The organism is Agromyces mariniharenae (assembly GCF_008122505.1).
GTDB lineage: Bacteria > Actinomycetota > Actinomycetes > Actinomycetales > Microbacteriaceae > Agromyces > Agromyces mariniharenae.
The window spans coordinates 2209764-2232826 of the sequence record NZ_VSSB01000001.1 but is presented as its reverse complement, the minus strand read 5'-3'; the positions used below and the strand labels follow the sequence as shown (position 1 = coordinate 2232826).

Annotated in this window: 17 protein-coding genes; 6 read left to right on the top strand and 11 right to left on the bottom strand. The window is 71.7% G+C overall.

Annotated features, from left to right (window positions below; translation table 11 throughout):
- Positions 1 to 43: 43 nt before the first annotated feature.
- The 3 genes from FYC51_RS10320 to FYC51_RS10310 all read right to left on the bottom strand — a co-directional run bounded on the left by FYC51_RS10320 (position 44) and on the right by FYC51_RS10310 (position 2755).
- Positions 44 to 997: a DMT family transporter gene (locus FYC51_RS10320; RefSeq protein WP_187432574.1), complete on the bottom strand. Its 954-nt coding sequence runs from the start codon at positions 995 to 997 to the stop codon at positions 44 to 46.
- A 93-nt stretch (positions 998 to 1090) separates the two neighbouring features.
- Positions 1091 to 2089 carry a type I glyceraldehyde-3-phosphate dehydrogenase gene (gene gap / locus FYC51_RS10315; protein WP_148733455.1) on the bottom strand — a complete coding sequence of 333 codons (999 nt, stop codon included), beginning with the start codon at positions 2087 to 2089 and terminating at the stop codon, positions 1091 to 1093.
- Between the two features lie 141 nt (positions 2090 to 2230).
- The gene (locus FYC51_RS10310; protein WP_148733454.1) at positions 2231 to 2755 is read right to left on the bottom strand and encodes a metallophosphoesterase family protein; all 525 of its coding nucleotides are present in this window, start codon (positions 2753 to 2755) and stop codon (positions 2231 to 2233) included.
- Between the two features lie 47 nt (positions 2756 to 2802).
- Here FYC51_RS10310 and FYC51_RS10305 point away from each other — a divergent pair, with 47 nt between their 5' ends.
- A complete protein-coding gene (locus FYC51_RS10305) occupies positions 2803 to 3192 on the top strand; it encodes a hypothetical protein (protein WP_148733453.1) in 390 nt (129 codons plus the stop codon).
- Position 3193: 1 nt separating this feature from the next.
- Here the strand turns inward: FYC51_RS10305 and FYC51_RS10300 are convergent, their stop codons facing one another.
- The gene (locus FYC51_RS10300; protein ID WP_148733452.1) at positions 3194 to 4483 is read right to left on the bottom strand and encodes an MFS transporter; all 1290 of its coding nucleotides are present in this window, start codon (positions 4481 to 4483) and stop codon (positions 3194 to 3196) included.
- A gap of 78 nt (positions 4484 to 4561) precedes the next feature.
- Here FYC51_RS10300 and FYC51_RS10295 point away from each other — a divergent pair, with 78 nt between their 5' ends.
- Positions 4562 to 4951: a MerR family transcriptional regulator gene (locus FYC51_RS10295; RefSeq protein ID WP_148733451.1), complete on the top strand. Its 390-nt coding sequence runs from the start codon at positions 4562 to 4564 to the stop codon at positions 4949 to 4951.
- Positions 4952 to 5028: 77 nt separating this feature from the next.
- Here the strand turns inward: FYC51_RS10295 and FYC51_RS10290 are convergent, their stop codons facing one another.
- Positions 5029 to 5991 carry a GlxA family transcriptional regulator gene (locus tag FYC51_RS10290; protein ID WP_148733450.1) on the bottom strand — a complete coding sequence of 321 codons (963 nt, stop codon included), beginning with the start codon at positions 5989 to 5991 and terminating at the stop codon, positions 5029 to 5031.
- A gap of 306 nt (positions 5992 to 6297) precedes the next feature.
- On the opposite strand from FYC51_RS10290, the gene FYC51_RS10285 reads away from it, so the two are divergent.
- From FYC51_RS10285 to FYC51_RS10275, 3 genes are all read left to right on the top strand, one after another.
- Positions 6298 to 7011 carry a hypothetical protein gene (locus FYC51_RS10285; protein ID WP_148733449.1) on the top strand — a complete coding sequence of 238 codons (714 nt, stop codon included), beginning with the start codon at positions 6298 to 6300 and terminating at the stop codon, positions 7009 to 7011.
- A 102-nt stretch (positions 7012 to 7113) separates the two neighbouring features.
- Positions 7114 to 7344 carry a hypothetical protein gene (locus FYC51_RS10280; RefSeq protein WP_148733448.1) on the top strand — a complete coding sequence of 77 codons (231 nt, stop codon included), beginning with the start codon at positions 7114 to 7116 and terminating at the stop codon, positions 7342 to 7344.
- 382 nt (positions 7345 to 7726) lie between these two features.
- Positions 7727 to 10024, top strand: a complete 2298-nt coding sequence (locus tag FYC51_RS10275) for a beta-glucosidase (RefSeq protein WP_148733447.1) — start codon at positions 7727 to 7729, stop codon at positions 10022 to 10024.
- A 218-nt stretch (positions 10025 to 10242) separates the two neighbouring features.
- On the opposite strand, the gene FYC51_RS10270 is transcribed toward FYC51_RS10275, so the two are convergent.
- From FYC51_RS10270 to FYC51_RS10255, 4 genes are all read right to left on the bottom strand, one after another.
- Complete coding sequence (locus FYC51_RS10270; RefSeq protein WP_222863231.1) at positions 10243 to 12162, bottom strand: glycoside hydrolase family 127 protein; 1920 nt, start codon at positions 12160 to 12162, stop codon at positions 10243 to 10245.
- Positions 12159 to 13133 carry a carbohydrate ABC transporter permease gene (locus FYC51_RS10265; RefSeq protein ID WP_148733445.1) on the bottom strand — a complete coding sequence of 325 codons (975 nt, stop codon included), beginning with the start codon at positions 13131 to 13133 and terminating at the stop codon, positions 12159 to 12161. Before FYC51_RS10265 ends, FYC51_RS10270 begins: the two co-directional genes overlap by 4 nt.
- A complete protein-coding gene (locus FYC51_RS10260; RefSeq protein WP_148733444.1) occupies positions 13133 to 14056 on the bottom strand; it encodes a carbohydrate ABC transporter permease in 924 nt (307 codons plus the stop codon). The genes FYC51_RS10265 and FYC51_RS10260 overlap by 1 nt, the downstream gene beginning before the upstream one ends.
- A gap of 81 nt (positions 14057 to 14137) precedes the next feature.
- Positions 14138 to 15430, bottom strand: a complete 1293-nt coding sequence (locus FYC51_RS10255) for an ABC transporter substrate-binding protein (RefSeq protein ID WP_148733443.1) — start codon at positions 15428 to 15430, stop codon at positions 14138 to 14140.
- Positions 15431 to 15598: 168 nt separating this feature from the next.
- Between FYC51_RS10255 and FYC51_RS10250 the strand changes: the two genes are divergently transcribed.
- Entirely contained in the window at positions 15599 to 16627 is a 1029-nt protein-coding gene (locus FYC51_RS10250) for a LacI family DNA-binding transcriptional regulator (protein WP_148733442.1), read from the top strand.
- A 108-nt stretch (positions 16628 to 16735) separates the two neighbouring features.
- Here the strand turns inward: FYC51_RS10250 and FYC51_RS10245 are convergent, their stop codons facing one another.
- Entirely contained in the window at positions 16736 to 17173 is a 438-nt protein-coding gene (locus FYC51_RS10245; protein WP_148733441.1) for a hypothetical protein, read from the bottom strand.
- Positions 17173 to 22887: an OmpL47-type beta-barrel domain-containing protein gene (locus FYC51_RS10240; RefSeq protein ID WP_222863230.1), complete on the bottom strand. Its 5715-nt coding sequence runs from the start codon at positions 22885 to 22887 to the stop codon at positions 17173 to 17175. The genes FYC51_RS10245 and FYC51_RS10240 overlap by 1 nt, the downstream gene beginning before the upstream one ends.
- Between the last annotated feature and the right edge of the window lie 176 nt (positions 22888 to 23063).

The following is a 23063-nucleotide window of genomic DNA, read 5'->3' as shown; positions in this document are numbered from 1 at the left end:
GGCGAGCCCGTGGTGGCAATCCCGTCGGGCGGGCTCGGCCGGGCTACGCCTGTCGGCGCGCCTGCTGATCCTGCCGTTGCTCCGGTTGCAGTTCCTGCTCGGCGCAGGCCTCCTCGGGACCCTCGGCCGCGACGGGCTCCTGCCGCTTGCGCGTCACGAGATAGGAGCCGAGGAGCACCAGCGTGAAGCCGACGATCGTCCACACCGTGATGCGCTCGCCGAGGATGAGCACGCCCGCGAGGATCGCGACCGCGGGGTTCACGTAGGTGATGGCCGTCGCCTTGACCGGCCCGATCTCGCCGATGAGCGCGACCATGAGCAGGAACGCGAGGGCGCTGCAGACCACCGCGAGCACGACGATCGAGAGGATGACCGACGTCGACGGCCACGTCGTGGGCCAGGCACCGGTGAAGAGCACGAACGGCACGTACACCACCGCCGTCGCGGCCAGCGACACGGCGACGACGCCGACTCCCGGGAGGTCGGACATCCAGCGCGCGAGGATCGCCGGGCCGAGCGCGTAACCGACCACGACGACGGCCATCTCGGCGACCGCGATGAGGTCGGACCCGGCGATGTCGAGGCCGACGAGCGCGGCGACGCCGAGCATGCCGAGCGTGATGCCGAGCCAGTTGAGGCGCGTGAGCCGCTCGGGCCGCCCCATGATGAAGGCGATCGCCACACCGGCCAGCGGCACGGTGGCGAGCAGCAGCCCGGCGGTCGAGCTCGGGAGCTTCTGCTCGGCCGAGCTCAGGAAGTACCACGGCAGGATGATCTCGACGATCGTGTAGGCCGCCATCGGCTTCCACCGACGCACGACCTGCCAGACCTCGCGACGGAAGAACGCGAGCGGCATCAGCAGGAGCGCGGCCAGCGCTGATCGCCCGAGGACCACCATCGCGGGGTCGAGCTCGCTCACCGCCACCTTGATGAAGAGGTAGGGGATGCCCCAGGCGATGCCGAGCGCGGCGAAGAGGATCAGCCCACGACGAGTCACCAGCCAATTCTGCGTCGTGCCACCGACATCGGCGACCCGTCGGCTGCCGGGTTGGCGTGAAATCCCGCCAACCCGGCAGCTCGGACGAGCGCGTCAGCCCTGCGCGAGCAGCTCCAGCGTGTCGATCACGCGGTTCGAGAAGCCCCACTCGTTGTCGTACCACGCGACGACCTTCACGTGCTTGCCGTCGACGCGCGTGAGCGCCGCGTCGAAGATCGACGACGCCGGGTTGCCCGTGATGTCCGACGACACGAGCGGGTCCTCCGAGTACTCGAGGACGCCAGCGAGGGGCCCGGCGGCAGCGGCCTTGTACGCGGCGAGCACCTCGTCGCGGGTGACCTCGCGCGACACGGTGGTGTTGAGCTCGACGATCGAGCCGACGGGCACGGGCACGCGGATCGAGTCGCCCGACAGCTTGCCGTCGAGGCCCGGCAGCACGAGGCCGATCGCCTTCGCGGCGCCCGTCGTGGTCGGCACGATGTTCACGCCGGCGGCGCGGGCCCGGCGCGGGTCGCGGTGCGGGCCGTCCTGCAGGTTCTGCTCCTGCGTGTAGGCGTGCACCGTGGTCATGAAGCCGTGCTCGATGCCGGCGAGGTCGTCGAGCACCGAGGCGAGCGGCGCGAGCGCGTTCGTGGTGCACGAGGCGTTCGACACGATGGTGTGGGATGCCGCGTCGTACGCGTCGGTGTTCACGCCGTAGGCGAGCGTCACGTCGGCGCCGTCGGACGGCGCGCTCACGAGCACCTTGCGCGCGCCGGCGTCGAGGTGCGCCTTCGCGGCCTCGGCGGACGTGAAGCGGCCGGTCGACTCGAGCACGACGTCGACCGCGAGCTCCTTCCACGGCAGGTTCGCGGGGTCGCGCTCGGCGAGGACCTTGATACGGCGTCCGTCGACGACGAGCTCGTCGCCCTCGACCTCGACGGGGCGCCCGAGGCGGCCGAGCGAGCTATCGAAGCGCAGCAGCTGGGCGAGGGCCTTCGGGTCGGTGAGGTCGTTCACGGCGACGATCTCGAGGTCGGAGTCGCGCTCGAGGAGGGCGCGCAGCGTGTTGCGGCCGATGCGTCCGAAGCCGTTCACGGCGATGCGGGTCATGCGGGGGTTCCTTTCGTTCCCGGTGGTACCCCACGAGGATCGCCGATGCGCGGCATCCGCGGCAGTGGCCGGAGCGACAGCATGCGCAAGGATCGCGCCACGCCTTCGCATGCCTGCGAGCGAAGCAGCGGATGCCGCGGCTCAGCGCTCGACGGGCACGAGCTCGACCTCGCGGAGCTCCCCCGCGTCCGCGATCGCGGTCATCATCGTGCACACCGGCTGGCGCCGGCGATCGGTCGGCGATCCGGGGTTCAGCAGGCGGATGCCGCGGGGCGTCACGGCGTCCCACGGGATGTGGCTGCGCCCGAACACGAGCACGTCGAGCTCGGGGCGTCCGTCGCCGGGGCCGGCGTACGCGGCATCCGCTCGGAGCCCTCGACCCGTCGCCGGACCCGTCTCGTGCACCACCCCGAACCGCAGGCCCTCGAGCTCGAACCGCGCGACCTCGGGCAACCGGGCCCGCAGCGCCGGGCCGTCGTTGTTGCCGAAGACCCCGACCAGCCGAGCCGCCCGGGCCTCGAGGGCGTCGAGCGTCGCGGCATCCACCCAGTCGCCCGCGTGCACGACCACGTCGGACTCGTCGACCGCGCGCCAGACCCGGTCGGGCAGGCGCTTCGCGCGCGCCGGCACGTGCGTGTCGGAGATGAGCAGGAGCCGGGTCGGCATGGATCCATCCTCGCGCCGCGGGGCGCGAACCGGGCAGAATCGTTCGGATGATCCCCTACGAGCACACCGCGGGCGCCGGCTGGGCTCGCTTCTTCGCGTGGACCTCGCTCGGGCTCGGCGCGGCATCGCTCGCCGTGGCGTTCCTGGTGCCGCTCGCGGGCGAGATCGGGCGGGCCGCCGTGGTCGCGTTCTTCGGCGGCTTCGCGATCTGGTTCGGGCTCATGGCGCGGAGCCGCTTCCGCGCGATCGAGCACCCCGTGTCGTGGCCGGCGGTGCTCGGGACCGTGCTCGGCATCCTCACGATGGTGATCATGGCCTACGCGATGTTCGCGCTCGTCATGGCCATCTACTACGGCGTGCTGCTGCCGATGGCGCCGAACTGGATCGCCGGCATCTCGAACCCCGGCCTGGGGATCGTGCCCGGCGTGGACGTGTAGCTCAGGCCGCTGCCCCAGGCCGCCGCAGCACGAGGAACAGCCCTGCAGCGGCGACGGCCACGACCGCAGCGCCCAGCGGCGGCAGCGCCGCGACGCCCGAGGAGTCGACGACGAGTGCGGCCAGGCCCGCGCCGATCGCGATGCCGAGGTTGAACACGACCGGGATGAGCGCGCCCGCGAGCGACCGTCGCTCGGTGCCCGCCAGGCGCAGGATCATCGTCTGCGCGAGCGCCGGCAGCGCACCGGATGCCACGCCCCAGACCACGACGACCGCGATGCCGACGGCCGGGTGCACGCCGACGAGGGCGAGCGCGGCGACGGCGATCGCGGTGACGATCGCGCCCGCGACGAGCACGCGGGCGGTGCGCGCGCCGAACCGTCCTGCGAGCACGATGCCGAGCCACGACGCGACGCCGAACGCGAGCAGCATGCCGCCGACGCCCCCGGGCATCGCCTGCGCCGGCGCATCGACGAGTCGCGTGACGAACGTGTAGACGCCGTAGTGCCCGACGAGCAGCAGTGCGACGAGTCCGACGATCGCGAGCATGGGGCGCAGGGTTCCGGATGCCGCGTGCGAGGCGGGGGTGGCCTGGTCATCGGTTGGCGCGGCATCCGTCGGCGTGATCGGGGCCTGCGCGGCATCCGTCGTCGCGATCGGGGTCGTCGCGGTCGGCCGCCGCACGACCGTGCGGACGAGCACCGCCGCCACCACGGCGGCGACCGCGAGCCCGGCGAACGCGGCCCGCCAGCCAACGCCCTGCGCGACGAGGCTCCCGATCGGCGTGCCCAGCACGGTGCCGAGCGTCGCGCCGCCGAGCACCACGGCGACCGCGCGGGCCAGGTCGCGGTCGGCGACGAGGTCGGCCGTGTACGCGTTCGTCGTCGCCCAGAGCAGGCCGACGGCGAGCGCGCCGGCGAGCCGCCCGCCGACCGCGATCGGGTACGTCGGCGCCAGCGCCGTCACCGCGACGGAAGCCGCGAGTCCGACGAGGCTCCACACGATGAGGCTCCGCCGATCGAGCCGGCGCGTGAGGCGGACGAGCGGCAGGCTTCCCACGACCACGACCGCGGCCCACAGCGACACGAGGAAGCCGGTCTGCGCCTCGGTCACGCCCAGCCCCGCGCTCATCTCGGGGAGCACCGCGGTCGGGAGCATCTCGGCGGTGACCATCACGAAGGCGGTGCCGCCGAGCACGAGCAGCGACGGCCAGGGCAGGCCGCGCGGCGCCGGTGCCGGGCGGTCCGGGAGTGCGGCTTCGGAGGGGGTGATCCGGGTGCTGGTGCGGTCCATGCTTCGACGCTAAACTCTGACATTGATGTCAATGTCAAGGTCTGTGTCGCAGATCGATCATCAAGAGGTGGTGGCGTCATGAAGATCGGCGAGCTCGCGAGCCGTGCGGGCGTCTCCCCGCGCCTGGTCAGGTACTACGAGCAGCAGGGGCTGCTCGCCCCGAACCGGCGGCCCAACGGGTACCGCGACTACGACGAGGAGCACGTCGACCGCGTCATCCGCGTCGCCGGGCTGGTGCAGGCGGGCCTCGCGACGCGCCTCGTGAAGGAGGTGCTCGAGCTCGAGGATGCCGCGGCCGACGAGCGCCCGAGCTGCCCGCGCACGGTCGCCGACATGCTGGCGCTCGAGCTCACCGGCATCGAGGAGCGCATCGCCTGCCTCAGCCGCAGCCGCGACACGATCCGCGACTTCCTCGCCCGCACCGAGCACGCGGCCGTGCTGTCGGAGCGGCAGGCCGCGCCGGCCTGAGGCCGCGCTGCGGCATCCGCTGCGTCTCGATACGGCTGCTGCGTCGCCTACTCGACCAACGGGTGCTGCTTCGCCCTCTACTCGACCAACGGGTGGGCCGCGAACGTGTGCCGATACTCGCTCGGCGACGTGCCGAGGATGCGGTGGAAGTGCAGCCGGAGGTTCGCGCCCGTGCCGAGGCCGACGCGATCGGCGATCTGCTCGACGCCGAGGTCGGTGCGCTCGAGCAGCTCGCGAGCGTGGTCGATGCGGGCGCGCAGGATCCACTGCATGGGCGTGTAGCCCGTGTCCTCGACGAAGCGCCGCGAGAACGTGCGCGCCGACACGTTCGCGTTGCGTGCGAGGTCGCCGAGCGTGAGCGGCTGCCCGAGGCGCTCCATCGCCCACTGGCGCGTCGCCGCGAAGAGCTCGCCGAGCGGCTCGGGCAGCGCGCGCGGCACGTACTGCGCCTGGCCTCCGCTGCGGTAGGGCGCGGCCACGAGCCGTCGGGCGACGTGGTTCGACAGCCCGACGCCGTGGTCGCGCCGCACGAGGTGCAGGCACAGGTCGATCCCGGATGCCGCGCCTGCCGACGTGAGCACGCTCCCCTCGTCGACGAACAGCACGTTCTCGTCGACGCTGATCGACGGATGCCGCGCCTGCAGCGCGTGCGTGTAGTGCCAGTGCGTCGTGGCGCGCCGTCCGTCGAGCAGCCCCGTCGCGGCGAGCGCGAACGCGCCCGTCGAGATCGCCGCGAGCCGGGCGCCGCGCGCGTGCGCCGCGCGCAGGGCATCGACGACGTCGGCCGGCGGATCCTCCCGGTCGGGGTGCCGGTAGCCCGGGATGAAGATCGTCTCCGCCCACTCGAACGCCTCGAGCCCGTCGGCCACGTGGTACGAGAGCCCGTCGCCGCCCGTCACCATGCCGGGATGCGCGCCGCACACGCGCACCTCGTAGGGCATGCTCTGCCGTGTCGAGAAGATCTGTGCCGGGATGCCGACGTCGAGCGGCTTCGCCCCGTCGAGCACGAGCACGGCGACCCGGTGGTTCCTGCGCTGCATCCGGCCAGACTGACATGGTGCGCAAGGATGCCGCCACCCGCGGCCTCCTGGATTGCGCACCCGACCGCGTCGAAGACGGCGGGTCGTGACCGGAACGAGACCGGCTCGAGACCCGTTCGAGACCGTCGTGACCCGTTCGTGATCGTCGTGACCGGATCGAGACCGTCGTGATCGGATCGAGAGGTTCGCGCCGCCGGCACGGTCGGAAGATGGTGCCACAGCAGCCACACCGATCGGACACGAGGAGGGCCCACGATGTCGGCAGCACCTCCGAGCAGCAGGCCGTCCGCGGCCGCGGCGCCCCCTGTGCCCGCGTCGCCCGCGGCGCCCGCGGCTGCACCGAGCGACGGCGACGAGCCGATCACCGTCGTGCCGCAGCGCCCGCCCGCCGTCACGGGCTGGCTCGACGCGCTCGGCACGGTCTCGCTCGTCGTCGGCATCATCGCCGCGCTGCTGACCATGGTCACGCCGTTCCGCGATCCCATCGCGACGGGCGGCCTCGCGGCCCTCGCCGCGGTCGCCCTGGTGCTCGGACTCGTCGTGCGTGTGCGCGCCGTGCGCGCCGGCCAGCGTGCGACGAACGCGTTCATCGGGATCATCCTGTCCGTCGTCGCGCTGGCGCTCCTCGCGATCACGTTCGTCCCCTACCTGTTCATGTCGGTGCTCGCCGAGCGGGTCGACGAGCAGCCCGGGGCGCCGCCGGCGGTCGTGCAGCCCGTCGACGACGAGCTGCGGCAGCTCGAGGCATCCGCCCGGGTGGCCGAGCAGATGCTGGATGCCGCGCGGCAGACGACCGGCACCTACCCGACCACGCTCGCCGTCACCACCCGCGGCGACCGCCTGCTCACGCTCGACGGTTTCGTGGTCGCGGGGCTGCCCGACGGCACCGAGGTGAACTACGAGACGAGCGTCGAGGGCACGCGCTACGACCTCGTGTTCTTCGGCCAGTACGGCGGCAGCGTCGCGCTGAACTCGGAGCAGGGCATCGTGAGCTCGACGCCCGGGCCGGTCGAGGGCTGAGCCGATCTCGCCGCGCGGGCGCGAGCCCCGCATGTCAAGCCCGCTCCGGATGCCGCGCCGTCATGACACGGTGATCGGAAGCCGAACGACGAGGAGCCGATCATGAGCGACACCACGGGCGGGGCCGACGAGCGCGGCGCCGAGCTCGACCTCGAGCGGGATCCCGATTCGCCCGACCGCGACGACGTCAGCCGCGACGAGGGGCTCGGATCCGAGGGGACGATCCCCGACGACCCCGGCAGCGTCGGCGTGGGCGCCGGCGAGCCGACCACGTTCGAGCCCGAGGAGGACCCTGAGGCGGCCGCGAACCGCGACCGCAACGCGCCGAGCTGACCGCGTGGCGCCGAGCTGACCTGAGCCGAGCCGAGCCGAACTCAGGTGAGGTGAGCGGCGCCGAGCTGGCCTGAGCCGAGCCGAGCCGAACTCAGGTGAGGCGGATCCCAGATGCGCTCGCCGCGCGGCATCCGTCGTGTCGCGTGCGCCTGATGCATGGCGGATTCGACATGAGCCCCGGCACCACGCGGCATCCGTCGGCGCGCACGCGACATCCGTCACGAAATCAACGCTCCCCCTTCCCTCGACGACGGCCTCATGGCTAGGCTGTGAAACGGTTCAGAATGTAGATCGGTCTACATAGATCGATCTCCAAGCCGAGCCGCAGGGCTTGGCGGGGCACGCCCGTCAGGGAACACCTTCAAGGAAGAGGGAGAGATCGATGGATTCGATCACCGCACGACCGGCGCGCGGCCGATGGCGGCGGCTCACGGCCGTGGCGATCGGGGTGACGATCGCCGCCGGCGGCGTCGTGGCCACGACCGCCGCACCCGCGACCGCCGAGGACTGTTCGGCGTATCCGTGGATGGACACGTCGAAGTCGGCCGACCAGCGGGCGCACGCGCTGCTGGACGCGAGCACGCAGCACCAGATGTACCGATGGCTGGTCGAGCAGCCGGCGAACGACCCGCAGCGCACGACGTGGACGGGCGGCGTCGTCTACCCAGTGCAGGTGCCGTGCACGCCCGCCGTGATCTACGCCAACGGACCCGACGGCGTCTACACGAAGGCCGGCACGACGGCGTGGCCCGGCCCCATCGCCGTCGCCTCGACGTGGAACCTCGCCCTCGGCGAGGAGAAGGCCGTCGCGCACGCGAGCGAGTCGTTCGACAGCCGCAGCGCGGTCGTGCTCGGCCCGGGCATCGCGAGTGGCCGCACGCCGCTCTCGGGCCGCGGCTCCGAGTACTTCGGCGAGGACCCGCTGCTCTCGGGGCTCATGGCCGCGGCCAACGTGAAGGGCCTCGAGCACGGCAACCCCGACAAGCCCGTCGTCGCGAACCTCAAGCACTACGTCGCGAACGAGCAGGAGGTCGACCGCCAGACGAGTTCGTCCAACATGGACGAGCGCACGCTGCGCCAGGTCTACGACCTGCCCTACGAGATCGCGATCACGGAGAGCGACCCCGGCAGCGTCATGTGCTCGTACAACCAGGTCAACGGCGTCTACGCCTGCGAGAACCCGATCCTCACGACGAGCCTCGGCGAGCAGGCCGGCTTCGACGGCTACGTCATGAGCGACTTCGGCTCGGTGCACTCGACGGCCGCGTCCCTGGACGCGGGACTCGACCAGGAGCTCAACCGCCCGATCTGGTACACGCCCGTGCGCCTCGACGCCGCGCTCGCGGCCGGCGAGATCACGCAGGCCCAGATCGAGCAGGCCGCGTTCGACGTGGTGCACACCTACATCGAGAAGGGCCTGTTCGACCATCTGGTCCCGGCGACGGCGATCCCGAACGTGTCGACGCCCGCCCACAAGGCGCTCGCCCGCGAGATCGCCGAGCAGAGCACGGTGCTGCTGAAGAACGACGGCGTGCTGCCGCTGGGCGAGGATGCCCCGACGGTCGCCGTCATCGGCCAGACCGCCTCGGCGACGCCGACCGCCGGCGTGAGCGCGAAGACCGGCTGCGCCTGGTACCTCGTGTTCGCCCGCAGCACGGCCCTCAACTGCGACGCGATCTCCGACCCGCTGACCGGCATCACCCAGCGGGTGCAGCAGGCCGGCGGACAGGTGCTCTACGCGAACGGCGCCGACACGGCGCAGGCGGCGGCCGTCGCCGCGCAGGCGGATGTCGCGATCGTCTTCGGCCACTACACGATGGGCGAGACGACCGACCTCGCCGACCTGCACCTCGACGCGAACGGCGACGCCCTCATCGCGGCGGTGGCCGCGGCATCCGACCGGACGGTCGCGGTGCTGAACGCGGGCAGCGCGGTGGAGATGCCGTGGCTCGGCGACGTCGACGCGGTGCTGCACGCCTGGCACTCGGGCGAGCAGTTCGGGCCGGCGCTCGCGGCGCTGCTCTGGGGCGACGTGAACCCGTCGGCCAAGCTGCCGATGACGTTCCCGAAGTCGGTGGCCGACACGCCCACCGCCGGTTCGACCGCGCAGTACCCGGGCGTCTTCTCGGACGGCTCGACGACGCGACCGGCGGGCTCGAACGAGATCCGCCAGGTGTCGTACGCCGAGGGCCTCGAGGTCGGCTACAAGTGGTACGACGAGCAGGACATCGACCCGCTGTTCGAGTTCGGCTACGGCCTCTCGTACACGTCGTTCGAGTACTCCGACCTGAAGGTGCAGGTCGATCGCGAGCGCCGCACGAACGAGCGCGCGGTCGCGACGGTCTCCTTCACGGTCACCAACACGGGCGACCGCGACGGCACCGAGATCCCGCAGGTGTACCTCACGCTGCCGGATGCCGCGGGCGAGCCGGGCAAGCGCCTGGTCTCGTTCGACCGCGTCGAGCTCGCAGCCGGCGAGAGCACGCGCGTCGAGCTCGTGGTGGACTCGGCGGCGAGCAACCAGCCGTTCTCGATCTGGGACGTGGACGCCGACCAGTGGGTCTCGCCGAAGGGCCGGTACGAGATCTCGGTCGGCTCGTCCTCGCGGGACATCCGGCTCTCCGACACGCTGCAGCTGAACATCACGATGCCGGCGGCATCGGCGAACGGCCGCGGCTGATGCGGGAGGCGTGATGCGCTGACGCGCCTCACGGCGTGACGGACCGACGTCCGGGGCGGTGGTGCGGCCACCGTCCCGGACGTCTTCCGTGCCAGTCGCCCCTCGCAGCCGACCTCACGCGCCCCTGCGCCACTTCCGTCCGGTCTGCGCCAGTTCGGATGGCGCGGAGGGCGCCGAAGTGGCGCGGAGCGCCAGCCGCGAACGTGCGGCGGCAGCGGTCAGCTCCCGACGACCGGCACCCAGACGCGCATGCGCGACGGGCCGCGCTCGGCCCAGTCGTGGTAGCGCACGAGCGGCACGTCGGCGCGAGCGCCCGTGCGCTCGTCGACGACCGCCACGACCACGCCGCCGTCGGCGACCTCCCGCGGCTCCACGGCCGCGTCCAGGCGCAGGTCGGCGAAGTCGGATGCCTCGAGCGCCGTGCCCGCGAGGTCGACCGACTCGAGCGCGAACACCTCGGGCCCGCGCTCCACCACGAGGCATCCGCGCACCGCATCGACCCGGGAGTCGGGACGCGTGAACCGCGGCGCGACGGGGAGCTCGAGCACGACCTCGTCGCCGGCGGCGAACGGGCGCTCGACCGAGACGACGCCGCGCGCGGCGGGCATGCGCTGCTCGAGGCCGGATCCGGCCGGGCGCACCACGAGCGACGCACCCGAGGCCCACGCCGGCACGCGCAGCGAGAGCGTCCACGGCGACGCGGCATCCGTCAGCACGCGCACGCGCACGACGCCCGACGCCGGGTACTCGGTCGACACGTCGAGCGCGACCTCCTGCCCGTCGGCGAGCGTGGTGCGGATCGACGCGGGCGCGTACTGGTGCAGCTGGATGCCCGAGGCATCCGCCGTCGCGACGTAGGCGGCGAGGCTCGCGAACGTGCGCGCCGTGTTGGGCGGGCAGCACGACACGTCGAACCACGGCGCGCGCAGCGACGAGTGGGCGCGCGGCGACACGACGTCGGCCTCGGCCTCGGAGCCCGGCTGCCGCTGGTGCAGCGTGTTCGCGTAGTAGAACGCCGTGCCCTGCGCCGACGGCGACGTCTCGATCACGTTGAAGAGCGTTCGCTCGATCTGGTCGGCGTGACGCGGGTCGCCCTGCGCGAGCAGCAGTCGCCAGCTGAACATGACGGATGCCACGCCCGCGCACGTCTCGGAGTAGGCCCGGTCGGCGGGCAGCTCCCAGTCGTCGCCGAACGCCTCGTCCTGGTGGTGCGAGCCCTGCCCGCCCGTGACGTAGGTGCGGCGCGCGACGGTCGCGTCCCACTGGCGGTCGAGCGCGTGGAGCAGCTCGTCGTCGCCGGTCTCGACCGCGACATCCGTGGCGCCCGACGCGAGGTAGTTCGCCCGTACGGCGTGGCCGCGCAGCACGCCGGCGTCGCGCACGGCGACGTCGTCCTGGTAGTACGAGCGGCCCCACTCGATGTCGCGCAGTGTGCCGCGGCCATGGCGCTCCACGAACAGGCGCGCCTGCTCGACGTAGCGCGGCTCGCCGAGCGCCCGGCCGAGCTCCGCGAGACCGACCTCCACCTCGGCGTGACCGCAGATGCGCTCGTCGCCGCCCTCGCCGAACACGTCGCAGACGAGGTCGGCGGCGCGGCGGGCGACGTCGATGAGGCCGTCGTCGGCGTCGGGACGCGTGCGCACGCGGGCCACCGCGGCCTGGAACAGGTGCCCGAGGCAGTACAGCTCGTGCCCCCACTCGAGGTCGGACCAGCGCGGCCCCTGCCCGGGCCGGCCGAACTGCGTGTTCAGGTAGCCGTCGTCCTCCTGCGCCGCGGCGACGCGGGCGACGATCCGGCGCAGGCGCGCCTCGAGCTCGTCGTCGCCGCCTCGACGGCCGATCTCCCACGACACGGCCTCGAGGTACTTGTACACCTCGGAGTCCGAGAACTCGCGTCCGCGGCGCCCCTCGGGCAGCCGGCCGGATGCCGCGAGGTCGAAGTTCGGCAGCCAGCCCTCGCGCTCGAGCCATCCCTCGATGTGCGCGAGCGTGTTGGTGCCGTTCACCTCCTGGCGGTGGTGCCAGAACCCGCCCGTGATGGTCACCTCGTCGAGGCCGAGGGGGCGCAGGGCTCCCGAGCTCGGCGCGACGGGCACGAGGTGGGCGGTGGTGGTGGTTGCGGTGCGGGTCATGTTCATCCCTTGAAGGCGCCCGACATGAAGCCGCGCACGTAGTGACGTTGGAGGATCAGGAAGAGGAGGATGCAGGGCAGGGCGAGCACGACGACGCCGGCTTCCGTGGCCCCGTAGTCGACGACGCCCTGCACCTGGCCGCGCAGGTTCGAGATTGCGAGCGGGAGGGTCATCCGGTTCGTGTCGCTGATGAGGATCAGCGGGGCCATGAAGTCGTTCCAGGCGGCGAGGAAGGCGAACAGTCCCACGGTGATGAGGCCGGGCTTCACCGCCGGCACGAGCACCTGCCACAGGACGCGCCAGCTGGAGCATCCGTCGACCATGGCGGCCTCGTCGAGCTCGCGCGGCACGGACTCGAACGAGATGCGCATCATGAACATCGAGAACGGCAGCTGGAACATCGTGAGCACGAGCGCGACGCCGACCAGCGAGTTCGAGAGCCCCACCGCGTTGAGCAGCACGTAGAGCGGGATGAGCAGCGTCGTGTACGGCACCATCAGGATCGCGAGGGTGGACAGGAACAGCAGGTCCTTGCCCGGGAACCGGAACCGCGCGAACGCGTAGCCGCCGAGCAGCGAGATGGCGAGCGTCAGCAGCACCGTGAGCAGCGAGACGAACGTCGAGTTGAACAGGTAGACCCAGATGCCGGCCTGGTAGTTCGCGAGCGTCGCGTAGTTGCCGAAGCCCCAGCCGTCGACCTGGTTCGTGCCGGGCAGCGGCGAGACCGACGAGATCGCCGTCCAGATGAGCGGGTAGAGGAAGAGCAGCGCGAGCGCCCCCGTCACGACCCAGTACGGCGTGCGCATCGCGATGCCGGCGAACGAGGTCGGCGCGGGTCGCTTGCCGCGGCGGCCGGCACCCCCGAAGCGGCCCCGCCCGCGGCGCGATCCGCGGTAGTCGGGCGCGACGATCGCGACGGTGCTGTCGGAGCGGGGATTCGACTCGTCGGAGGGCCGACGCGTGGTGGTCGTGCTCATCAGTCCTCGGCCTTCCGGTTGAACGCGCGGATCTGCGCGATGTTGATCACGATGAGCGCGAGCAGCACGATCACCGAGAGGGCGCCGGCGACGCCGAGGTCGTTCTGGCCCTGGAACGCGACGCTGTAGATGAGCTGCACGATCGTGATGGTCGAGTTGTCTGGACCGCCCTTCGTGAGGATGTAGAACTGCTCGAACGCGAGCAGCGAGCCGGTGACGCACAGCACGGTCGTGAGCGCGAGCGTCGGACGCAGCAGCGGGATGGTCACGCTCCGGAACGTCTGCCAGCGCGAGGCGCCGTCGATGCGAGCGGCCTCGTACACGTCGTCGGGGATGCCCTGCAGGCCCACGAGCATGAGCAGCATGTAGAAGCCCGCGTAGCGCCAGACGATGAGGAAGATGGTCGACCACAGCGCGCCGTCGGGCGTGCCGAGGAACGTGAAGCCCCACGCCTTCATCAGGCCGGCGAACGGCCCGGCGATCGGCGAGTAGAGCACGTAGAAGAGCAGCGACGCGGATGCCAGGCCGAGGGCGCTCGGCACGAGGAACGACGTGCGCAGCAGCCCCTTCCAGCGCGTCGACTCCTGCACCAGCAGCGCGAGCCCGAGGCTCAGCGCGAGCAGGATGATCGTCGTGAGGATCGTGTACTTCAGGGTGAACCAGACCGAGTCCCAGAAGAACCGGTTCGACACCGCGTCCTGGTAGTTCTCGGGGAAGTTCCAGCCCTGGTTGCCGCCGAGCAGCGGCCAGTCGGAGCCCGACATCTGCAGCACGAGCAGCAGGGGGAGGGCGAAGAGGAGGAGCACGAAGAGCGCGGTCGGCAGGGCGTACAGCCAGCCGGTGATCGCGCCGCGCCGGCCGGGGCGGCGACGCTTCGGGCCGGATGCCGCGGCCGTCGTGTCGGCGGGGAGGGTGGCGGTCATGGTGGTGGAGCCTTTCGATGGGGCCGGTGGCCGGCGCGCGGCATGGACGTCCGCGCGCCGGCCGGTCGGCCGTCGGAGCGACTACTGCGAGAGCACCGCCGTGATCTCGTCGTTGTCGGCGTCGACGGACTCCCCGTCGCCGAGCACCGCGTTCCGCACGAGCGTGAGCCACGGGCTCGACGGCGCGTTGAACGCCTGCTGGAAGTTGATCGCGACCGGGGTGTCGCCGTTGCCGGCCACCTCGTTGATCGTGATCAGGCGCGGGTCCTTCTCGGAGTACTCGTTGTTCGCGAGGTCGGCGCGGGAGACCACGTCGTTGTTCTTCGCGAGCACCTGCACCTGCGCATCCTCCGACATCAGCCAGTTGAGGAAGTTCCACGCCTGCGCGGCCTTCTTCGAGTCCTTCGAGATGCCGATGCCGTCACCGCCGACGAACGTCGAGCCGCCACCCTTCGGGCCGGGGATGCCGGCGACGCCCGCGTCGAACGGCGTCGACGAGAGCAGTGTGGCCGGGTAGAACTGGATGCCGACCTTGCCCTCGGTGAAGCCCGCGGTCCAGGTCGGGCCCGCCTCGTCCTGCGACGACGGGAGCACCGCACCCGAGTCCCAGAGGTCCTTCCACGTGGCGTAGACGTCCTTGGCGGTGTCGCTCGCGAGCAGCGACTCGGTGCCGTCGTCGGAGAGCACCTCCTCGCCGTCGGCCCAGACGCTCGGGAACCACGTGAAGACGAGGCATCCGCCGCAGTTCAGGCCCGTGGCCGTGCCGTAGGTGTCGGGCTTGTTCAGGGCCTGGATCGCCTTGGCCCACTCGGCGTACTCCTCGAGGTTCGCGGGACCCGCCTCGGCGTCGAGGCCGGCCTCGGTCGCGAGCTCCTTGTTCCAGAACATCATCGAGAGGTCGAGCACGAACGGCAGCACGTACTCCTCGCCGTCGAGCGTTCCGGCCGAGAGGTGGCCCTTGTTGATCTCGTCCTTGAAGTCGAGGCCGTCGATGTTGGCGGTGATGTCCTGGAAGAGGCCCTGCTCCACCCAGTTCGGCACGTAGACGATGTCGGCCGCGAAGAGGTCGGGCAGACCACCCGACCCGGCCGCGGCGCCCACCTTGGCGACGTAGTCGTCGTTCGGCACGACCGTGAGCTCGACCTGGTTCTCGTGGGACGCGTTGTAGGCGTCGACGAGCAGGTTGGCCTGCTTCTCGAGGGGTGCGCGGGTCCAGAGGGTGAGGGTCGAGCCGTCGTCGACGCCTTCGGCGCCGGCTTCCGAAAGGTTGCTCTGGGGCTCCGCGCCCTGGGCACAGGCGGCGAGCCCGACGGTGAGGGCGCCGGCGGCGAGCAGGGCTGCGGCCCGCGTCATCCGGCGATACGTGCGTGTCATCTGTGGTCTCCTTGCTCATCGTTGAGGGGGCTCGGGGAAAGCCCGGGAATACGATTGCTGATGCGGCAGATCTCGAAAATTCCGAAATGCCTTTCGGCACGCTACAGTGTGTATCTCACCGACGTCAAGAGGAACTTCCGGTAGCGTTTCAGTTGGAAAGGCGGCAACATGGCGCGTGTGGATCCGCACCCCGGTCGAGCGACGACGCTGAGCGACGTCGCGCGTCTCGCGGGGGTCTCCCTCGCGACGGCCTCGAAGGCCATCAACGGCCGCGACCAGGTGGCCCCGGCCACGCGACGTCGCGTGATCGAGGCCGCCGAGCAGCTCTCGTTCAGCCCGAACCAGCTCGCCCGCAGCCTGATCGCCGGGCGCACCGGCACCGTGGGCCTGCTCACCAGCGACCTCGAGGGCCGGTTCGTGATCCCGATCCTCATGGGCGCCGAGGACGCGTTCGGTGCGGGCCAGGTGAACGTGTTCCTGTGCGACGCGCGCGGCGACGCGATCCGCGAGCAGCACCACCTCAAGGCGCTGCTCAACCGGCGCGTCGACGGCATCATCGTCGTGGGCCGGCAGACCGACCCGCGGCCGTCGCTCGGCAAGGACATCCCGGTGCCGGTGGTCTACGCGTACGCGCCCTCGGCCGACCCGACCGACTCGTCGGTCACGCCCGACAACGTGAGCGGCGGCCGCATCGCCACCGAGCACCTGCTGTCGACCGGGCGCCGGCGCATCGCCCACATCAGCGGCGACCCGACGTACGCGGCGGCGCAGGACCGCGCCGTGGGGGTGCGCGCGGCGCTGGCCGACGCGGGCCTGGAGCTCGTCGGCGACGTCATGTACTCGAATTGGACCGAGCACTGGGGCCGCGCGGCGGCGGCGATGCTGCTCGCGCAGCACCCCGACGTCGACGGCATCGTCTGCGGCTCCGACCAGATCGCCCGCGGCGTGCTCGACACGCTGCGCGACCTCGGCAAGGAGGTGCCCGAGGACGTCGCCGTGATCGGCTACGACAACTGGGAGGTGCTCGCGATCAACTCCCGCCCCGAGCTCACGAGCATCGACGCGAACCTCCAGCAGCTCGGCCGCACCGCCGCGATGCGCATCTTCGAGGCGATCGACGGCACGGAGCCCGACGCGGGCGTGCGGCAGCTGCCCGTGCGGCTCGTGATCCGGGGTTCGACGATCCCGCGTCGCTGAGCCGGCGCGGCTCGCCGGCCCTGCGCGTCGGAGCGCAGGTGTCGTCGGAGTGCAGGTGGAACGAGCACCGGCCGGGACGCGAACCTCCTCGCGTCCCGGCCGGTGCGGTCACGCCCCTTCGGGTGCGCGCCGCCGCCGCCGTGCGAGCACGGAGGCCACCACGGTGACGACCACGGCGAGCATGACCGCGGCGAGCACCGCGATCCCGCCGCCCAGCGCCGCGGCAAGCGGGTCGGACGCCGCGGCAGCGGTCTCCCCTGCCGCCGCGGCGTCGTGCCCGGCCACGCTCACGACCGCGGAGAGCTCCCCACCCCCGCCGGTCGCCGTGAGCTCGGCGACGCCCGAGGGCGTGCCGGTCGGGATGGTCACCAGCGACGTGCCGGTCCCGTCCTCCCCGACCGTCACGGCTCCCAGCGCGGTGCCGTCGGCGAGCTCGACCTGCCAGGTGGTGCCGGCGTCGCCGCCGACCACCGACACGGGCACCTGACCCCCGTCGTCCACCTGGCGGACGCCCACGTACAGCGTCGCCTCGTCGCCGTCGGCCATCACTTGCCCCGCTTCACGGTGAGCACCGCGGAGACGTTGCCGGCCGCGTCGATCGCCCGCGCCTCGACCACGTCCTTCGGCGAGACGTCGATCGGGCCGGTGTAGGTGGCCCAGTCGCCGTCGCCGATGCGGAACTCGAGGTGCGAGACCCCGGATCCGGCGTCGGTCGCCTCGAGCGCCAGGCGCTTCTTGTTGGCCGACGTCCACGAAGCGGTCGGCTTCGGCGCGACGGTGTCGATCTGCACGGTCGCGGCCTGGAGGTCGCTCACGTTGCCCGCGGCATCCGTCGCCCGGAACTCGAGCGCGGTGACGCCGTCCTCCGAGACGGTGACCGGACCCGTGTACGGCTTCCAGTCCCCCGATCCCGAGCGGACCTCGACCACCGGGAGCGAGTCGCGGTTGTCGAGCGCGGTCGCGGTGACGGTGACGTCATCGGTGTACCAGCCGCTCGCCGGCAGCGTGGGCGAGACCTCGACCACGACGATGGGCGCCTCGGTGTCGGGCTCCTCCACCGGCGGGGCCTCGAAGACCTGCCACTCCTTGATGCCGAGGCTGCCCGCGCCGGACTCGGTGCCCGAGGCCTCGAGCGACAGGCGCAGCCTCGTCGTGGTCACCGCCTCGAACTCGACGACGTTGTACGTGTCGACCTCGGTGCCGTAGAGCCCGGATGCCTCGACGGGAGCCCAGGCGGCCGCCTCGGCATCCCAGTACTCGGCGCTCCACGCCTTCGGCACGTCGATGCCGACGCCGTTGCCGTCGAGGTTCGAGATGAAGTACACCCCGAGCTCGCCGATCGTGACCGGCTCGGCCCAGTCGTACTGCACCCACTGCTCGCCGATCTCGGGCCAGGCGCCCCAGACGTTCGCGTTGTCGTTGGGCGTCACATCGCCCGACGAGGTCGGCTGCTCATCGTCGTTGAGACCCGTCACCCGGTTCCAGCCCGCAGTGACCGAGGCGGTCGGCGTGGCGAGGAGGGCGACGTTGCGGCGGTGGTTGCCGTCGCTGGCCGGCACGGTGCGCTCCTCGATCGCGGAGACGTTGCCCGCGGCATCCGTCGCACGCAGCTCGGTGCGCACCTCGTCGAGGCCGACGAGGATCGTGCCGGTGACGGGACGCCACTCGGTCTCGCCCGCGTACCGGTACTCGAGCGCGGTGACGCCCGATCCGGCGTCGGCCGCCGTCGCCTTCACCGTGCGGGCCACCGCGTCGGTGACGATCGTGAGCGCCGGCGCTTGCGTGTCGATGCGGAACTCCGCCTCGGGCACGCTCGACACGTTGCCCGCGGCATCCGTGGCCCGTGCCTGCACGGTGTGGGCGCCGTCGGCCGAGACGACCACGGGCTCCCCGAAGGCCGCCCAGTCGCCGCCGTCGACACGCACCTCGATGACCGGTGCGGTGTCGCGGTTGTCGGTGGCCGACGCCGTGACGGTGACAGGACCGGTGTGCCAGCCCGAGGCGGGTGCCTCGGGGACGACGCCGAGCGTCACGGTGGGCGCCTGGGTGTCAGGGCCGTTCGCTCCGCCGCCGACCGTCACGGTCGCCTGCGCGGTCGTGTCGCCGGGCAGCGAGGTCTGCACCTCGCCGGCGACCGCGAACTCGCCGCCGGTCGCGTACGCGGCCGGGTCGATCGCCTCCCACACGACGGGCAGGTCCTCGCGGGAGCCGTCGTTGTAGAGCACGCCGACCGCGGCGGGCAGGTCGGGCGCGACGCCGGCCTTCGTGCTCACGGCGACCGCGTCGACCTGGTTCACCTGTGCGGGCGGCGTGGCCCGGACCCACACGGTCGCGGCCGCCGCCACGGGCGACCCGGGCACGATGCCCGGCACCGCGAAGCTGCCCTCGCCGGCGACCTGGTCGGCGCTCACGCCGGCCCACGTCACGTCGAAGTCGGCGTGACTGCCGTCGGCGAAGGTGCCGTCGACGGTGGGGGGCAGCTCGGGCACGACGCCGACGGCGGTGCGCACGTCGATCGGCTCGATCGCGACGGGCGGGTCGGTGAAGACCTTCCACTCGCTCACGCCGACGGCGGCATACGTGGTGCCGGAGCCCATGGCGCTGAGCACGAGGCGCACCCGAGTCGTGGTGACCGCGTCGAACGTCGTCGAGTTCGGCTCGTCGCGGAGCACGCCGTAGCCGCTCGGGTTGGCGACGTCGACCCACGCGGCGCCGTCCCAGTACTGCGCCTTCCACGACTTCGGCACGTTGACGCCGGCCGTCGAGGTGACGCTGTTCTGGTCGCGCCAGAAGCTCACCTCCATGTCGGACACGCGCACCGGCTCGGCCCACGTGTACTGCAGCCAGCGCGTGGCGGGGTGGTTGCCCGACCACGTGCCCCAGAGTTCGGTCTGGTCGCCGCCCGTGTGCAGGATCGTGCCGTTGTTCACGGCGGTCACCCGGTTCCAGCCGGCTGTGTACTCCGCCGTCGGCGTCCCGCCGGGCGCGACGTTCACGCCGCGGCTCGCGGCCTCGCCCTGCACGGTGACCTCGGCCGAGCTCGACGCCTCGCCGTCGCTCGCGGTCAGGCGCAGCACGTAGGTGCCCTCGGTCGAGAAGCGAGCGACGGTCGTCGCCGCGTGCGGGTCGTCGAAGAGCACCGTCGCACCCTCGGGCGCGCTCACGATCGACCAGTCGATCGCCAGTTCGCCGGCCGGCAGGCCGTCGTCCTTCGCCGTGCCGACCAGCGCGGCCTCGCCCGCGGACGACGCGGTCGCGTCCTCCCAGGCCGTCACGAGCGGCGCCTGGTTCGTCGAGGGCGGAGCGGCGATCCCGGTGCTCGACACCTGGACCTCCTTGATGCCGGTCTTCGCACCGCCGGCGTGGGTGACGGTCACCCGCACCGCGTCGCCGGTCACCTCGGGGAACTGCACGTGGTTGAGGTTCGCCCGCGGGTGCGCGGGAGTCCGGGCCTGCTGCGCGATGGGCGTCCACTCGCCGCCGCGGCGAACCTCGAGCGCGTAGAGCGCCGGCTCGCGGTAGCCCGCGACGGTCGCGCTCGACGAGCTGTCGTAGAAGTACACGCGCACGTCGTCGAACGCCTGCTCGCTTCCGAGCTCGACCGTCAGCGAGTCCGTGGCGTTCGGCGAGCCCGCAGTGCCCCAGAACGGCTCGTTGATGGTCGTGCCGTCGACGGCCCCGTCGGGTCCTCGACCCGAGGCCGAGAACGTCGCGGTGGCCTGGCCGCCCTCGGCCAGGTTCGCCGTGCCCACGGCGGCGGTGCGCAGGTCGGCGCCCGCCTTCGCGAACAGGTCGACGACGCGGGCGTCGTCGTCGAACCGCACGTCCTCGGGCGCCTGCACGGCGGAGGCGACCGCGGTGGTCACCTGGGCGTCGCCGTCGACCTCGACCGCGCCGGTCGCGGGGTCGTAGACCACGCGGGCGAGGCGGTCGACCGTGAACGCGAGCTCGCCGTCGAGGAACACCGAGTACCCGTCGGGCACGGATGCCCCGTAGTGGTCGGTGCCGTCGGCGGCGTCCCACGTGACCGTGAGGTCGCGGTCGCGGTAGCGGATGTTGTTCGCCGTGAAGTGGTCCCAGCCGATGTCGATCGGGTCGAGCTCGATCTTCGCGTCGGTGCGCGGGCGCAGGCCCATCGCGTCCTCGATCATCGTGAAGTTCGTCGCGCCGAGGATCGTGTGGTGGATCCACGACCGGTAGCCGATGCGCTGCGGGTCGGCCGACCCGTCGGCCCAGAACTCGTTCTGGTCGGGCAGGCGGTTGTCGCCGCCGTTCTGGTAGTGCGCCCAGGCGTTCCAGTAGAGGAGCTTCTTGTACCACTCCGCGTCGATCGCGTCGGTCGGGTACTCGCGCAGCACGCGCGACAGCATGCGGAACGTCACGGTCGAGTTGATGACCGAGAAGTTGTTGCTGCCGGGGTCGCCCTGCGCGGCCGCCTCGGCCTTGTCGGCCTGGTTGGCGGTGTAGAAGGGGAAGATCGGGTACTCGGCGTCGTCCGCGTACAAGCGCAGCGCCTGCACGTAGTCGTCGTCGTAGTCGGGGTCGCCGGGCTTCGGCACGAGGCCGACCGAGAACGGGTAGTAGTTGTTGATCTCCTTCCACGGCACGTGCTCGCCCGAGGAGTGCAGGTGCTCGATGAGCTTGGTGTCGGGGTTCCAGAGCAGGTCCATGACCTGCGACTTGATGTTCGCCGCGAAGGCGTCCATCTCGTCGGCCTTGGCCGTGTCGCCCGCGAGCCGGTACGCGTCGGCGGACGCCTTCGCGTTCGAGTAGAGGTACGCGTTCTCGGCCCGGTCCATGTTGCCGGGCTTCCAGTCGAACGACACCGCGTCGGCGTCGTTGCCCGTCATCGCGCCCCAGCTGTACTCGATGAGGCCGTTGTCGTTGAAGTCGTAGGCGTCGACGAGCCCCTTCACGTCGTCCTCGGCGTACGTCGCGAGGTTCTCGGCGATCGCCGTCGGCCCGCCGTGCAGCTGGTACGAGCGCCACGCCGCCTCGGAGATGTACTGGGTGTAGCTGTTCGACCAGTTCGCGGGGTCGCCGGGGTTGTCGGTGAACTTGTAGCTCTTCGAGGTCTCACCGGCCGACACCCACGGCCCGTACGAGTAGATCGGGTCGCGGAAGTACTTCAGGTCGTCGATGAACATGCCCGTCGTGAGCACGATGGCGTTGTTGTACCCGAGCACGCCCTCCATGGAGGTGGGGAACTGGTAGGTGTTGCCGGGGATGTCGGCGTCGAGGAAGTTGTAGCGCATCAGCCACCAGCGGTAGAACAGCGTCTTGTCGATGTTGTCCTCGGGCGTGTCGAGGTAGGGCACGTTCTCGGCCCACCAGCGGTTGTACGCCGTCACGTGCGACGTGTACGCGGCGCTGGGTGCGGCCTGCCTCACGGCGTCGTACTCGGCGCGCGAGTCCGCGATCTCGTCGGTCACGAGGCCGAGCTGCACCTTCGTGCTGGCCGAGCCGCCGGCGGGCACGGCGACGGATGCCTCGAGCCCGCCGTCGACCGGCGCGAAGCCGTCGCCCGAGAAGCGCGGGTGGAGGACCGTCAGGTCGTTCAGCGCGTCGACCGTGCCGGTGAGCTCGGCGCCCTCGGCGCCGACGGCGAACGGCGAGACGGCGCGAAGGGTCACGTCGAGCGCGGGGCCGGTCGAGCGCAGCTCGAGGTTCGTCACGAGCACGTTCGCGTTGGTGATGAACTTCGTCTGCACGACCTCGAGGCCGGCCGCGGCATTGCGGTGCACGCTGCGCCAGTAGCTCGGGGTCTGCTTGCGCTGGGCGGTGTCCTCGGTGAGCGAGACGTCGGCGCCGCCGATTCGCGCGGTCACCGTGTAGCCGCCGCGGCCGTCGATGGCCTCCCAGTAGGCGAGCTGGCCGCCGAACCCGAGGGTCCCGGGCGTGTGGGTCTTCATGAATGCGGCGCGGCCGCGGCTGAACAGCCACTGGTTGTTGTCGTCGAAGCTGCCCGCGGTGCCGGTGCGGGCGAGCATCTCGTCGAACCAGAAGTCCTGTGCGGGCGACGCGCCCGCCCCCGACGCCACGTCGGCGTCGAAGATCGCCTGCAGCTGTCCGCCCGGCGCGTACTCGACGCCGGTCGACGGCACGGGCTGTGCGCTGCCGGTGAAGCTCGGATACCCGATGTCGGCGTTGTCGGCGAGCGCCGGTGTCGCCAGCAGGCCGCTGCCGATCACCGCCGCGGCGGCAGTGGCCGCCAGGGCGGCGCGCGCGGCTCGCCCTCGTTGCTTGGATCCCCAGACCACGTTGTCCATCCCTCTCTGCCCGCGACGGCTGGCGCGGGCGACGCTGGAAGGCACCGTAGCCGTGGCCGCAACCGGGCCGCAACCCTTTTCGGTGATTTCGGGATTCGTCGAAAACCTCCCGGTCGTAGGCCGTCGGAACGCTGGGAGCGTTCCGCGAAAGGATTTCGTGATGACGC